This is a genomic window from Vibrio proteolyticus NBRC 13287 (genome assembly GCF_000467125.1).
GTDB classification, from domain to species: domain Bacteria; phylum Pseudomonadota; class Gammaproteobacteria; order Enterobacterales; family Vibrionaceae; genus Vibrio; species Vibrio proteolyticus.
In genome coordinates, this window is record NZ_BATJ01000003.1 from 25,321 (window position 1) to 39,748 (window position 14,428).

General features: G+C 49.6%; 13 protein-coding genes. 6 read left to right on the top strand and 7 right to left on the bottom strand.

The features are described 5' to 3' along the window. Positions 1-23: 23 nt before the first annotated feature. Genes bioD through bioB form a run of 4 tightly spaced genes read right to left on the bottom strand, consistent with a single transcriptional unit; the run spans position 24 to position 3,693 of the window. Positions 24-704, bottom strand: coding sequence for a dethiobiotin synthase (gene bioD, locus VPR01S_RS04435; RefSeq protein WP_021704110.1), 681 nt, complete (start codon positions 702-704; stop codon positions 24-26). Continuing rightward, a complete protein-coding gene (gene bioC, locus VPR01S_RS04440) occupies positions 697-1,500 on the bottom strand; it encodes a malonyl-ACP O-methyltransferase BioC (protein WP_021704111.1) in 804 nt (267 codons plus the stop codon). Before bioC ends, bioD begins: the two co-directional genes overlap by 8 nt. Then, the gene (bioF, locus tag VPR01S_RS04445; RefSeq protein WP_040902288.1) at positions 1,494-2,654 is read right to left on the bottom strand and encodes an 8-amino-7-oxononanoate synthase; all 1,161 of its coding nucleotides are present in this window, start codon (positions 2,652-2,654) and stop codon (positions 1,494-1,496) included. The genes bioC and bioF overlap by 7 nt, the downstream gene beginning before the upstream one ends. After that, positions 2,641-3,693, bottom strand: a complete 1,053-nt coding sequence (gene bioB / locus VPR01S_RS04450; RefSeq protein ID WP_021704113.1) for a biotin synthase BioB — start codon at positions 3,691-3,693, stop codon at positions 2,641-2,643. Before bioB ends, bioF begins: the two co-directional genes overlap by 14 nt. Positions 3,694-3,826: 133 nt before the next feature. On the opposite strand from bioB, the gene bioA reads away from it, so the two are divergent. After that, positions 3,827-5,104 (top strand): adenosylmethionine--8-amino-7-oxononanoate transaminase, encoded by a 1,278-nt coding sequence (gene bioA, locus VPR01S_RS04455; RefSeq protein WP_021704114.1) that lies wholly within the window; start codon positions 3,827-3,829, stop codon positions 5,102-5,104. 62 nt (positions 5,105-5,166) lie between these two features. On the opposite strand, the gene VPR01S_RS04460 is transcribed toward bioA, so the two are convergent. Continuing rightward, positions 5,167-5,868, bottom strand: coding sequence for a DUF2057 family protein (locus VPR01S_RS04460; RefSeq protein ID WP_021704115.1), 702 nt, complete (start codon positions 5,866-5,868; stop codon positions 5,167-5,169). An 84-nt stretch (positions 5,869-5,952) separates the two neighbouring features. Continuing rightward, a complete protein-coding gene (locus VPR01S_RS04465) occupies positions 5,953-6,954 on the bottom strand; it encodes a porin (RefSeq protein ID WP_021704116.1) in 1,002 nt (333 codons plus the stop codon). A 513-nt stretch (positions 6,955-7,467) separates the two neighbouring features. Here VPR01S_RS04465 and dinG point away from each other — a divergent pair. Genes dinG through VPR01S_RS04490 form a run of 5 tightly spaced genes read left to right on the top strand, consistent with a single transcriptional unit; the run spans position 7,468 to position 12,230 of the window. After that, positions 7,468-9,543, top strand: a complete 2,076-nt coding sequence (dinG, locus tag VPR01S_RS04470) for an ATP-dependent DNA helicase DinG (RefSeq protein WP_021704117.1) — start codon at positions 7,468-7,470, stop codon at positions 9,541-9,543. Between the two features lie 46 nt (positions 9,544-9,589). Next, entirely contained in the window at positions 9,590-10,369 is a 780-nt protein-coding gene (locus VPR01S_RS04475; RefSeq protein WP_021704118.1) for a sulfite exporter TauE/SafE family protein, read from the top strand. Next, positions 10,366-10,914 (top strand): primosomal replication protein PriC, encoded by a 549-nt coding sequence (gene priC / locus VPR01S_RS04480; RefSeq protein ID WP_040902268.1) that lies wholly within the window; start codon positions 10,366-10,368, stop codon positions 10,912-10,914. The genes VPR01S_RS04475 and priC overlap by 4 nt, the downstream gene beginning before the upstream one ends. Before the next feature lie 2 nt (positions 10,915-10,916). Then, positions 10,917-11,081 (top strand): pleiotropic regulatory protein RsmS, encoded by a 165-nt coding sequence (gene rsmS / locus VPR01S_RS04485; protein ID WP_021704120.1) that lies wholly within the window; start codon positions 10,917-10,919, stop codon positions 11,079-11,081. Positions 11,082-11,084: 3 nt separating this feature from the next. Further along, a complete protein-coding gene (locus VPR01S_RS04490; protein ID WP_021704121.1) occupies positions 11,085-12,230 on the top strand; it encodes a ribosomal protein uL16 3-hydroxylase in 1,146 nt (381 codons plus the stop codon). 41 nt (positions 12,231-12,271) lie between these two features. Here the strand turns inward: VPR01S_RS04490 and VPR01S_RS04495 are convergent, their stop codons facing one another. Then, positions 12,272-14,389 carry a methyl-accepting chemotaxis protein gene (locus VPR01S_RS04495; RefSeq protein WP_021704122.1) on the bottom strand — a complete coding sequence of 706 codons (2,118 nt, stop codon included), beginning with the start codon at positions 14,387-14,389 and terminating at the stop codon, positions 12,272-12,274. Positions 14,390-14,428 lie beyond the last annotated feature (39 nt).

Below are 14,428 nucleotides of genomic sequence, written 5' to 3' on the forward strand. Positions count from 1 at the left end.
CCTTTTCATGATGTTCACTGTCATCACCCGACTAACGGTGCGACGTCAATATACTTGGCTAAATCTGTGCGCTTGGCACTGGGGATGTAAGGAATTTCACCCAGCTTTGGCGCATCAATTTGCTGTTCCAGCATTGCAATAATATCCGCATAGTGCTCCGTTCCCGGATTAACCCGATTTGCAATCCAGCCAACCACATTCAGACCGTCCGCTTTAATGCTCTCGACCGTCAACATCGCATGGCTCAGACAACCCAGCTTGATCCCGACCACCAACACTACCGGCAATTGTTCCTGCTGCACCCAGCTGGACAAGAATTCGTTGTCCGACAGTGGAACACGCCACCCTCCGGCACCTTCAACCAGCACAACATCGGCACGCTGTTTGTGCAGCGCCAGTTTGTTCGATAACAGCTGTTTATCTATTACGATCTGCTCGTGTCGGGCGGCAATGTGCGGCGAGGCGGGTAACTCAAGCGCATAAGGGTTTACGTCATCGTAATCTGATTCCATATTCGCCGCTTTAAGCAAATGCAAGGCATCGGAATTACGCATTCCTTGCTGAGTTTTTTCACTCCCCGCAGCAACGGGTTTGTAGCCAATTGTGTTTAAATCTTTTGCTCCCAGCGCCTGAAGGATCGCTTTGGAGGCGACCGTCTTTCCAACATCGGTATCCGTACCGGCAACAAAAAATGCATTAATCATGCGAAATAACCCCTAAACAAACCTGATAACTTGCAGGTAGAAGCCCATTATGATTTTCGAAAGCCCGGTACGCGTGCTCCACCTGAAGCAGCGCTTTCCGGTTGGTCAGCCCGTGCGAGCGACCGTTAACATGGTTTGCACCTATACCTTTAAGATCACGCATCAGATCAAATGCGCGCTGGTACCATACGGTAACCGTGGGCAAGTCTAGATGATGGCGGTGGCAACCAGCTTGCGCTAACGCAATGTTTAACTGATTGACGCTGATAAACTCATTGACGTGTTGATATGCATCAATTTTCGACCAAGCGGTCTTAAGCTCATGCAAAGAACCATCCAAGAGCGTAGAAAAGTAGGCTTGTCCTTGCGGTTTCAATACCCGACGGATCTCGGCTAACGGTACAGCAAGATCGTCACACCATTGCAGCGCCAAACTGGAGAACACATAATCGACACTCGATGCGCCAAACGGCATCCGCTCAGCATCTACCTGAACGTAACGCATGCGTTCACGGCCGCATCGCTGGCGACTGACCCTCAGCATGTCCGGAGATAAATCGGCGCAAATCACCCTGGCACCGCGTTTGAAAAGCTCGTGTGAGAAATATCCGGTGCCACAACCCAGATCCAGCACTACCTTACCCTGTAGATCCGCTGGCATTTGGTCCAGTAATCGCTGACCGACATCACGTTGAAACGCCGCATGTTGATCATACGTCTGCGCCGCTTTGCCAAACGCGTCCGCTATGGCTTGTTTATCGTGTTGTGTTGACGCTGAACTGGAAAGCGCTAACATCCGATCTCTCCCTGTTCGATGAAACGTCGTACCGCTGTGGCCATCTGCTCTACCTGCGCTGCGCTGTGACCAGCGGTCAGTGTGATCCTCAACCTGGCCGAGCCACTAGCGACCGTTGGTGGACGTATCGCCGTCATCCAGAAACCCCGCTGGCGTAAATGGTTGGCGACCTGCACTGTGGGTTGCGCCTCACCAATCACAAAAGGTTTGATCGGTGTTTGTGTTTTGACGTATCCCGGCACGTTACTCAGAACGCGATCGTAAACTTCACTGAGTTCCCTGAGCTTATCACGGCGCCATTGTTGCTGACGGACCATGCCAGTCGCCTGAGTCAATGCATGTGCCTGGGCAGGTGGCATCGCCGTCGAGTAGACATGATGCCGGGCGAACTGGGTCAGATACTCGCCAGTCTCAGCGTCACACAGGATCGCCGCCCCCGACAAGCCAAACGCTTTACCAAAAGTCACCACCAACAGCTCTGGTGTGACCTGAAAGTAACTGGATGTGCCTCGCCCCTCGCTCCCCAACACACCAATCCCGTGTGCATCATCGACAGCCAACCAGGCTCGTTGCGCTGTGAGTTTAGCGATCGCATCAAGTGGGGCGAGATCGCCATCCATACTGAACACACCTTCGGTCACCACTAAGCTGTTGCTCTCTTCTGCCAACAAAGCCTCCAGATGCGAGACATCATTGTGGCGAAAACGCCGCATCGTGGCAGGACCATGCACTCCCGCTTCCATCAATGAGGCATGGTTAAGTTTGTCCTGCAGCAGCCGATCGCCTTTTTCCAGCAAAGCGAACAACAGCGCCTGATTGGCACTGAAACCTGAGTTGAACAATACCGCCCGTTCGTATCCCAGCCATTCGCACAACGTTGACTCCAGGCGCTGGTGCTCCGTATGAAACCCCGTCACCAGCGGTGAGGCTCCACTCCCGTTGCCGAACCTGTCTATCCCGTCTTGCCAGGCTCGCTTCAACGCTTCATCATTGGCAAGACCGAGGTAATCGTTACTGGAAAAATTGATATAGTTGCGCCCCTCAGCAGACAAAGCGGTCCGATTGCCGTGCGACACTGGTGCCAGAGACCGATTGAGCCCCTGGCGGCGGCGGCTTTCAAGCGCAGAGGCAATACGTGCCTTAAACGCTGGCATCATAGAATAGATCGTCTTTTGCCGGACGAGTCGCTACCCGCTCAACGACGCGGTCAAGCAGCTCATTCTCTTCAACTTCATCGGGCTTTTGCGACACCTGCTGACTGTTGATTCCCAACTTCGCAAACAACTGCATGTCTTTATCTTCGGACGGGTTCGGGGTGGTCAGCAGCTTGCATCCGTAAAACACCGAGTTGGCACCGGCCATGAAACACAGGGCTTGCATCTGTTCATTCATGTTTTCGCGTCCGGCCGACAGTCGAACCGCCGATTTGGGCATCATAATACGCGCGATCGCGATTAGACGAATAAAGTCAAATGGGTCAACATCTTCAGCCGTTTCAAGCGGGGTGCCTTTTACTTTGACCAACATGTTAATCGGCACACTTTCCGGATGTGTTGGCAGATTGGCCAACTCGACCAGCAAGCCCGCACGGTCATTAGCGCTTTCCCCCATGCCGATAATACCACCAGAGCAGATTTTCATGCCGGCGTCACGCACGTGTGACAAGGTATCCAGACGATCCTGATAGGTTCGGGTGGTAATGATATTGCCGTAGTATTCCGGCGATGTATCCAAATTGTGGTTGTAGTAGTCCAGCCCCGCATCGGCAAGTTGCGTGGCCTGCTCCGGGGTTAACATGCCCAGCGTCATACAGGTTTCCAATCCCATGGATTTCACACCACGGATCATGTCTTCAAGCAGGGGCATATCGCGTGCTTTCGGGTTTTTCCAAGCCGCTCCCATACAAAACCGCGTCGAACCAGCGTTTTTGGCTTTTTGCGCCGCATCCAATACTCGCTCCACTTCCATCAAACGTTCTTTTTCAACATCCGTGGTGTAGCGCGCGCTTTGGGGGCAGTATTTGCAGTCCTCCGGACAGGCGCCGGTCTTAATCGACAGCAGTGTGCTGACCTGAACATGATTCGCGTGCTGAAATTGGCGATGAATGGTTTGAGCTTCAAACAGCAGATCCATAAATGGCTTTTCCATCAAGGCTCTGACTTCTGCCACACTCCAGTTATGACGAACTTCCACGTGTAATCCTTTTGATTTTTTATACGTTAATAGTTTGGCTAGTCTATCTGCACGCGATAAACTGTCAACAAAACAAAATTAAACAAGTTTACAGTCGATTAAATAATAACCAAATTCGAGACGGAAATTTTCAATGGATCTTTCATTCGATCGCCAGCACATCTGGCATCCTTACACCTCTACTCTCACTCCTCTGACCTGCTTTCCAGTAATAGGCGCAGAAGGTGTTTATTTGGAACTGGAGGACGGCACTCGATTGATCGACGGTATGTCCTCCTGGTGGTCAACGATCCACGGTTACAACCATCCGTTGCTGAACCAGGCAGCGCATGATCAAATCGACAAAATGGCGCACGTCATGTTCGGCGGCATCACACACCAGCCGGCCATTGAATTGTGTCAAGCACTGCTTCGTCTGGCACCCGAGAATCTTCAGCAAGTATTTTTGGCTGACTCAGGTTCAGTCGCCGTTGAAGTCAGCCTGAAAATGGCATTGCAATATTGGCACGCAAAAGGCGAACAGCGTCCGAAGTTTCTGACATTACGCCACGGTTATCATGGCGACACGTTCGCTGCCATGTCAGTCACAGATCCCGACAATTCGATGCACTCTCTCTATAAAGGCTTTTTGCCTGAACACATCTTCGCCGACTCGCCAAGCAGCGGTTTTTACGATACCTGGAATGCGGATGATTTGAAGGATTTCGAGCATCAGCTCTCTCTTCACCACTCAGACATTGCCGCCGTGATCTTAGAGCCCATCGTTCAGGGAGCCGGTGGCATGCGGATTTACCATCCCGAGTTTCTGAAGGGTGTACGCCGACTGTGCGATCAGTTTGGGGTATTGTTGATTTTGGATGAGATCGCCACCGGATTTGGTCGCACGGGCAAACTCTTTGCCTGTGAACACGCTGCAGTCCAGCCAGACATCATGTGCGTAGGGAAAGCCTTGACCGGTGGCTACATGACATTGTCCGCCACCCTGACCAGCAAGCATGTCGCGGATACCGTGTGCAGCGGAGAAGCGGGTTGCTTTATGCATGGCCCAACGTTTATGGGGAATCCGCTAGCGTGTGCAGTTGCCCACGCCAGCCTCACCTTAATTGAGACCGGACAATGGCAAGCACAAACTGAGATGATTGAAGCGCAGTTTGCAAGCTTGTTGCCTGCGTTAAAGAGTTACCCACAAGTGAGCGATGTCCGTTGGCTTGGTGCTATTGGCGTGGTTGAAACGCTTCAACCAGTTAATATGGAAGTCATACAACAAAAATTTGTGCAACACGGTGTGTGGATCCGTCCCTTTGGTCGGCTTATCTATATGATGCCACCGTTTATTGCGACGGCTGAACACATTCAGACTCTGATTAAGGCTGTAGAAGAAGCACTGTCTGACTCTGCTTGTTTCCAGTAACCCCTGATCTAAAATGAAAAAGGTTGAGCTTTGCTCAACCTTTTTCATTTATTTATTCACGATTATTCTTGGTCAATCATCCAGCGGCGGAACGTTTTTCGCTCTTCTGCTGATGCTTTGGAGTACCAATATTGAAGTTGTGAGACATTTTCAGAGCCTGCCGTTTGCGGCACCGCCACTTTCTCAACCGATGCTGGGGCTGCTGCAGGGGCAGAAACCGTGGCCGCAACAGGCGCCGCAGCGTGAACCTGGTTACTGACGACCATATAAGACACAGCCACCGCTGCCGGGCCGCCTTTGCGGTTGTATTCTTCAGCTTCTTCAGAGTAATTGCGGCCTATCTGAACCCCTTCACTCTTAAGAATATCGGAAGCCACTTCAACCTGCTGGCCTTGTGGGTTATTTAACGACCAGTCCAGATCATGAACCGATTTTTCCGCCTCGCGATAATTGCGGTATTCCGGCAGTTTGAACGTCAGTTCGGTATTGGACTGATCAAATTTAGCAATAATGATTTCACCGTACGCACGACGCAGATTTTCATCCACTTCAAACGCTGGCTGATACTGAAAAACAATTTGGTTTTCACCGTCCGGCAAGGCGATAGACTTCTCACTGGAGAAGAGCTTGCCATCCAGTTTAGGTTTTTGCATGTTTACGGAAAGTACATCGACATGCTCAGGAACAATGAGTTTTACTTCTGCCAACGAAGCAACGCTGAATAGTAGAGCCGGAGTGGCCAGGAGATACTTGAGGTACTGCATACGATGTCCTTTCTTATATATTTACTGATATACCATTAAAAAAGCCCAGCTTACGCTGGGCTTTAGATTGTATATTAACTGAGATTACCAGTATACACGTGCACCGATAGCAAAGTTGTTTTCGCTATCAACTGTTGTTGCTTCAACAGTTGCATCTGAACCTTTGTTGCTGTAGCCCAGAGTCGTGCCGTCAGCGTAACCGTATTCAGCGTATACGCGAGCCCAGCTAGCGAACTTGTATTCAACGCCAGCGTAGATCAGAGTACCATCTTCATCGCTTGCGAAATCTGGATCTTGCTCAGTGTACTCATAACCACCGTAGACAGTTGTCTTGTCAGCTACTTTGTAAGTACCTGCCAAAGAGTAACCATTTTCTTTGATTTCGTGGTTGTTGTCTTCGTTTTCAAGTTTCGCATGGTAGTAAGTGAAACCGATCAGAGCATCACCGATAGTGTATTCTGCAGTGGCTTCGTAGTACGTGTTAGACACTTCATCTGAACTTTCACCCCAAGAGTTGTCAGTGTTTTTACCACCACCAACGTGTAGAGCTAGGTCACCGAAAGAAGCACCAGCAAACAGCTCAGCCAGCTCTTGGTTTGTGTCGTCTTCGTCAAGGCCGTAACCCGCTTTAACCCACCAGTTGTCTTTCTCTAGAGAGTATTTGATTTGAGAATCGTGAAGAGCGTCACTCAGAGTGATGTAACGTAGAGCTGTGCCACCGAAGAAGTAAGAGTAATCTGCGCCGTAAACGTCATCAGAAGTTGTCCACTGCTTACCTAGTTTGATTGTACCGTAGTCAGTCGCGATACCGAAAATGTGGTTACGAACGTACATATCGCTGTTGTCTTTCAGGCCGAATTCTACTTTACCCAGAATGTCGAAGCCATCAGTTACGGTATAAGTTGCATCAACGCCTGCACGTGAAGAACCAGAACCCAGAGTCGCATCTTTGTCATCTAGGAATTTAAGTTCAGTACGTAGTTGACCGTAAAAGTCTACAGAACCGTCTTCAGTTTTTAGGATTTCTGCTGCGTTTACAGACGTAGCTGCCGTAGCTACTGCTAAAGCTAATAGCGTCTTTTTCATAATGATCCACTGCCTTTTCTTAGATGGGACATCCTTATCCGAGTCCCTTTGTTTTGATGAGCTCGTTTTCACTCTTTGATGGTGAAATTCGAACCCTGATTTAATTCGAGAGCTAGATTGCAAAAGATTATTCTGCATGTCAAACAAACTAAAAACGTATCATAAAAAAATATAAAAACATTAATTATCAAACACTTGCATTGGTACGTGTTGTTTTTTCGAGCAATATCGAGCCAATTTGCAACGCAATGAAACGTTAACAAAACCTCATACAATCAGAATAAAAACCCAAAAAATAACAAATCAATCATAAATAAAAAGAATAAAAACCCACTCGTTATATGTTTTTGGAGTTTTATATTTTTTATATTTCGAAATTATTCCAAGAACATGATAGTTCAGCTTTTTTTTGTGAACGAGATCGACCTTTAGTCGAAAAGAATTCCATTTCGTGAACTAAGTACTGTTTAGCAATTTGTGCTAACATCGCGGCTCCGTAACGTAGGTCACAATATGCTAACCAGTAACATTCAAAAAAATATTCACCACAGCTATCAGAACCTCAAAGAGCAGCTGGATAACTTTGTACCTCGTCGCGCTCAGAATTATCTGGTGGCGGAAATCGCCAAGACGTTATGTGGTGAGTATCACAAGTCAAATCGCATATTGGTGGCTGAAGCCGGAACCGGCATCGGTAAATCCCTGTCCTATTTAATGGCTGCAATCCCCGTAGCCTTGTTCAATAATCGCAAAGTGGTCATTTCTACGGCCACCGTTGCTTTACAAGAACAGCTGGTCAACAAGGATTTGCCCCTCTATCGTCGCCTCACCGATAAAGAGTTTTCATTCATTCTTGCCAAAGGACGTCAACGTTACTGTTGTGCCGAAAAACTCGCGACCGCCAGCGGTGTCGATGGCGGTCAAATGGCCATGTTTGAAACAAAACCCAAAAAGAAAGACATTGAGTTACTTGAGACGATGTATCGCAGCATGGCTCAGGGAAAATGGGACGGCGACCGAGACTCTTGGCCAAAGCCCATTCCGGATGAACTCTGGCAACTGATCGTCAGTGATAAACACAGTTGTAATAACAGTATGCCAGCCCATCGTGGCTGCCCGTTCCAAAAAGCGCGTTCTGAACTGGATAAAAACGACGTTATTATTGCCAATCATAGTTTGGTGATGGCGGATTGTGATTTAGGTGGTGGGGTGATACTACCTGAACCGGAAAATACCATTTATGTGTTTGATGAAGCTCATCATCTGCCACATGTAGCTCGTGACCACGCCTCTGCAGCAGCCAGCCTGAAAGGCGCTTCGGCCTGGCTGGAACGACTGAATCAAACGGTATCGAAATTCGCCGGCCTGGCTGACGCGAAACGAGTTAACCGGTTTTTGAGTGAAGTTCAGGACTCAGCACAAGTTTTAATTCCATCGCTCAGTCAGTTGGCTCGTCAGTTCGACCCCACTCATTTTGAAGATAAGATTTATCGCTTTGAAAACGGCGATCTTCCCGACTGGCTGGAAAAAGAAGCACAAGAACTAAAACGGTACTCTCAAAAAGGCGCGCAAGCAGTAGCAAAAATTGCAGATCTGATAGCGGAACGGGTAAAAGATGGTGAGTTAGCGAATCGTCTGGCCGAGCCCGCATTGGCTGAACTGGGCTTTTACATTCAGCGTATGGATAACCTTGCTCAGGTCTGGAAATTAATGGCTGAGCCTAAGCGGGAAAAAGGCGCCCCGTTGGCGCGCTGGCTTGAACTGAGCCCCGATCGCGAAGGCGATTTTATCGTCAACGTGTCCCCTTTGGAAATAGGATGGCAGCTCGATCAACAGCTTTGGAGTCGCTGCGTGGGAGCGATATTGCTCTCGGCAACGATGCGAGCGCTTAATTCATTCAGCTACTTTTGTCATCAAGCCGGAATCAGCCAAAAAGAAGAGTATGGAACCCGTTTTCTGGCTCTGGCCTCACCGTTTGATTACCAAAATCAGGGAGAACTGTATCTGCCGAAGCTCAAATATGAACCTCAGGCACCACAGTTTACCGACTATCTGGTGGAAATACTGCCCGATCTGATCAAAGACCGTGGGGCCAACCTTGTGTTGTTTGCTTCCTATTGGCAGATGAATCAGGTAGCCGATGCGCTATCAACAGAATTCGTTAAAAGGGGCTGGTCTCTACAAATACAAGGCACTTCGTCCCGAACAGAAATTCTAAATAAACATAAAACGCTGGTTCAATGTCAAAAAACCAGTATTTTATTTGGAACAGGCAGTTTTTCTGAAGGATTAGATCTTCCAGGAGAATTGCTGGAGAACCTGATCATTACTAAAATCCCCTTTGCCGTTCCAACTTCACCCGTTGAACAAGCACACTCTGAGTACATCGAAGCTCGGGGCGGCAACCCGTTTATGCAGATCACCGTCCCGGAAGCGAGCAAAAAGCTGATACAATCCGTAGGTCGTCTGCTGCGTAAGGAGCGCGATTCTGGTAGAGTCGTCATCCTTGACCGACGAATCATTACGAAACGCTACGGCAAAGCTCTGCTAGACTCTTTGCCGCCTTTTAAGCGAACTATCGAATACTAACCACATCGCGTATCGATGCCGTGATGCCTCAGATTAAAAGAGATTTATGGAATTAATTGAGCCGAGCTTGCTCATCGTTTTAGCGCTTGTAGCATTTCTGGCCGGCTTTATTGATGCCGTAGCCGGAGGCGGAGGCATGCTGACTGTACCTGCCCTGCTCTCTTTGGGATTGCCACCTCATATCGCACTGGGTACTAACAAGCTGGCCGCGACGTTTGCCTCCTCCACGGCTGCATTCACCTATTATCGCAAAAAGCTGTTTAAGCCCAAATGCTGGTTTCGAGCTTTTATTGCTACCTTGATCGGGGCGGCGCTCGGCACCCTGTTTGTTGACATGATCAGCACCGACTGGTTAGAAAAAGTTCTGCCATTGATTATTCTGGCAGCGGCGATTTACACCATTTGGCACAAAACGCCGTCGGTCAGCCATAATGCCACCCCACCGCCTTGCGGTAAGTTCCACAAAAAACAGTATGGTCAGGGGCTGATTTTAGGTTTCTACGATGGGATGGCCGGACCTGGGACGGGCGCCTTCTGGACGGTCAGTTCCATGGCCCTCTATCGTCTGAACATTCTGTTGGCATCCGGCGTTGCCAAAGCGATGAACTTTACCAGCAACTTTACCTCTCTGATTACTTTTGCCATTCTTGGTCATATAGACTGGGTGCTGGGCCTGACCATGGGCGTTTGCCTGATGGCTGGCGCGTTTGTCGGTGCACATTCTGCGATTCGTTTCGGAGCCAAGTTTATCCGTCCAATCTTCGTCAGCGTCGTCAGCATCCTTGCCGTCAAACTCGCTTATGATGCGTGGTTCGTAAATATATGAGCAAATTTGAACAGTTAAGCAGCACGCTGACACAACTGGCACTGGATGCCGCGCAACTGGATCGCCAGCGCGGCGAACAGTATCAACCACTGTTTGACGAGCGCCTGTTTCGTTGCAAAGGCCGTCTGTTGGTGCCATGCGCAGAAGAAGCGAAGTCAACCTTCGACACGATTTTGCGAGAAGAGCAGGCCGGTATGCTAACCGCCGGACGTGCCGAATATCTGACCGAGCACTTACTCGCTCAGATCAGCGCCATTCAGCGCGAGCTCTCAACACAAAACATCCGCAAAAACGCGCCTCGACATCACCATCATTTCCGCAAACCGATAAATGAGCTATACCAAGATTTGGCTCAGCATCAGGAATGGGAACGGCGACTGATTGATATGGTCCGAGAAAAGGAACGTGCGTTAAGCACCGCACCTTCGTTCCAACAGCACGAAGTGCAAAAGGCGTTACTTGCCACAGAACAACGTCTGAAACGATGCCAGGAAGCGAAAGTTAAACTGGAAAAACAGATCACCTACCGGGAGAAGCATCAGTAGTCATGTCAGACCCTAATTCACTGGAAAACGCGCCAGAAGAAGTCAAACTGGCGGTTGATCTTATCTATTTGCTCGAATCTAACCAAATCGATCCTGAAGTTGCGCTGAAAGCGCTCGACATCGTTAAATCGGATTTGGAAAACCAACTCGCTGAAAGAAGCTCATAAATTATGCTCCAACTTAGTTTTTCTCTAGACCAATTCCTGAGCCAGTACTGGCAAAAAAAACCCGTCGTTATCCGAGGCGGATTTGCAGACTTCGTCGATCCCATCAGTCCGGATGAACTGGCTGGCCTGACCATGGAAGAAGAAATCGATTCTCGCTTTGTTTCTAATCTCGATGGTCAGTGGAGTGCGGAACACGGCCCATTTGATGAAGAAAAATTGACTCAGTTGGGCGACAGCCACTGGCAACTCATTGTACAGGCCGCCAACCACTGGCATCCGGGCGCCGCTCAACTCGTTGAGCCATTCAAAGCCATGCCTCAATGGTTGTTTGATGACGTCATGGTGTGTTACTCAGCACCCGGTGGCGGTGTCGGCCCACATATTGATCAATACGATGTATTTATTATCCAGGGCCAAGGCAAACGTCGCTGGAGAGTAGGAGCGCTGGACGAAGGGCAATACCAGGAACAATGCCGCACAGATGCGCTGCGTCAAATCGAAGGGTTTGATGCCGTGATTGATGATGTGCTCGAACCGGGCGACATTATTTACATTCCACCCGGTTACCCACATGAAGGCCAAGCGCTGGAAGCGTCCATGAGCTATTCGGTTGGGTTCCGTTCACCCAAAGAACAAGAGCTGTTGAGTAATTTCGCCGACTATGTACTGGCGCACGATATGGGTGATGCCCACCTGCACAACCCCGAATTGCAGGCACGTCAGGCGCATGGTGCTATCAGCCAGACGGATCTGGCGCAACTGGATACCATGCTAAATGCTGCATTGCGCTCGCCGGAGACAGTTCGTCATTTCATGGGCTGTATGCTCAGCCAGTCTCGTCATCAGTTGGATGTGGTAGAGCCAGAAGAGCCGTATCTTGAAGAACAAATCCAGAGCAACCTGTATGCAGGCGACGCGCTGTACAAAGTCTCCGGGCTTCGCGCGCTCTATCATGAAAACGAGCCTCTGACGGCCTTTATTAATGGCGAAGTCTTTCATGTTACTGACGACCAGGCACCGCTGCTACAACATTTATGCAATGAGGACAGTGTGATTCTGGACGATCTGGAGAGCCATCAGTCACTCGAAACGTTTCAGTTACTGACTCAGTTAGTCAATAAAGGATTCTGGTACTTTCCAGAATATTGATTACAAAAGGAGCCTTAAGGCTCCTTTTTTACATCGCAGATCTAAACTTTGAATTGTGACACCAGACTCTGCTGGCGTTCCGACATCTGACTGATCTCAGCCCCGACGCTTTCAGACTCTCCCGCCTGATCCAAAATCGTAGCGCTGAGTTCACGGATGTTAGCCACACTTTGATTCACTTCACTGCTGACGGCTTGTTGCTCTTCTGCCGCTTTAACAATCTGACTGTTCATATCATGAATGGAAGCGATAGATCGCAGAATGCGTTCCAACTCAGCCACTGCGTCATTCACCTGACTCGCGGACTGATTCGCCAGCAGATTGCCTTCTTGGATCGCCTCCACCACATCGCGAGTTCCGCGTTGTACTTTATCGATCACGTCGCGAATTTCCCCCACCGAATCCTGAGTCCGGCTGGCCAGGCTGCGTACCTCATCCGCCACGACGGCGAATCCCCGACCTTGGTCGCCCGCTCGCGCAGCTTCAATTGCCGCGTTCAGAGCCAATAAATTCGTTTGTTCTGAAACGCCTTCAATCACCGCCAGAATATCGGTAATGTTCGCGTTGTTTGCCGCCAGCTCTTCGACGATGGGGACTGCTCGGGTCATGCGCTCGACCAGATTCACCATCTCCTGCTGCGAACGGCCAATCACTTGTTGACCGGTGTCCGCAGACTGCTGAGCGGATTCCGCCGCTTCAACGGCCACTTCCGCATTGCTGACAACCAAGCCCGCGGTTTGGGTCATCTCTTCGGCGGCAGTGGCCACCATGTCAACTTCTTTAAACTGAGCCTCACTGCTACTGCGCGTTTGCTGTGCGGCTACTTTAGATTGCTCAGAGATCGCCGCCACTTGGTGCGTGCTGTCGACCACTTGGCGTATCGTGCCCTGTAACTTATCTAAAAATCGATTGAATCCCTGCGCCAATTGACCGATTTCATCCCCTGAATGGGTTTCCAGGCGTTGGGTCAGATCCCCTTCACCGGACGCGATGTCTTCCAAGCGGTGAACCACTTCACGAATGGGTCTGACAATACGTATGGCCAACAAAGTGATGACCGTTAACCCCAGCAATACCAGTACACCTCCCACAATTAACTCGGTTTGCACACCACCAGCAACTTGCTGGCTGATGGTCGCATCCAGAGAGTTGGCATCCGCCAGGACGCTGCTGTCCGGCATCTGGAAAATAACTCCCCAGGTTTGGTTTGCCACTTTGATCGGTGCAAAGACGGTCAGCCAGCGCCGATCCTCACTCCAAAAACTGGCCACTTCCCCACCAAACAACAAATCGGTAAGCTTGTCTGAGGGAAGCGATTTACTGCTGAAAGGGTCACCCGCTTTCAACGCTGAATTATCGCTGGCAATCAGTGCACCGCTCAAACTGAGAATGTAAACTTGTCCCTGTCCAGCAAACAGACTGGCGTCAGAGGCGCTGGCCACCGATGACAGTCCGTTAAGATTCAGATCAATACCAAAAAAGCCTATCGGCGTGTCATCAATGGAAATCGGTACAGAGATCGATGCCGTCAGCATCGTGCCCTGCTCACTTTCCACCAAACGGGGAGTAGACACGCAGGTATCGCCAGTCGATACAGGACAGAAAAAGCGCTCGCTGTTGGCGGCGTCGTTGATCGCTTGTTCAGACAGGACATGAGGTAAGACATTCTCACCATCAACCGACTGCTGCCAGTATGCAGCAAATCGACCCGCTTCGTTTGAACCGACGTAATCTGCATTTTCATAGTTGTTGTCTTCCCCATCCAGCATCTGAGGTTTAAACACCAGATAAGCGCCACGAATCGACTCAAAGTTGATCACAGATTTACGAACCATTTCGTCTAAGGCCGTGCGCAAATCTTCACTGGCACCAAAGTTTTCTTCACTATTGGTTTTGGTAAACAGAGCATTGGCCGCCAACATTTCTGAGCGGTAAATCGCTTCATTTAAATATTCCGTTACCTCGGTTGCATTGAGCAGAGCCCGAGTTTCAAGTAACTGACTGGATTTCTCTGCCACCGAAGCCGAGCTCTGTTTTTTAATGATTTGTTGATTCGTGACGGCGTTATAAACGGAAAATCCGACCAAAGAGAGAGAAGTCAGTAACAGGCAGCATCCTGCCAATAGCGTGATTTTCCACTGTACGGAAAGCGTTCGCATACAACATCCTTATCGCAAACTAAATGATCTGAAAGCGCT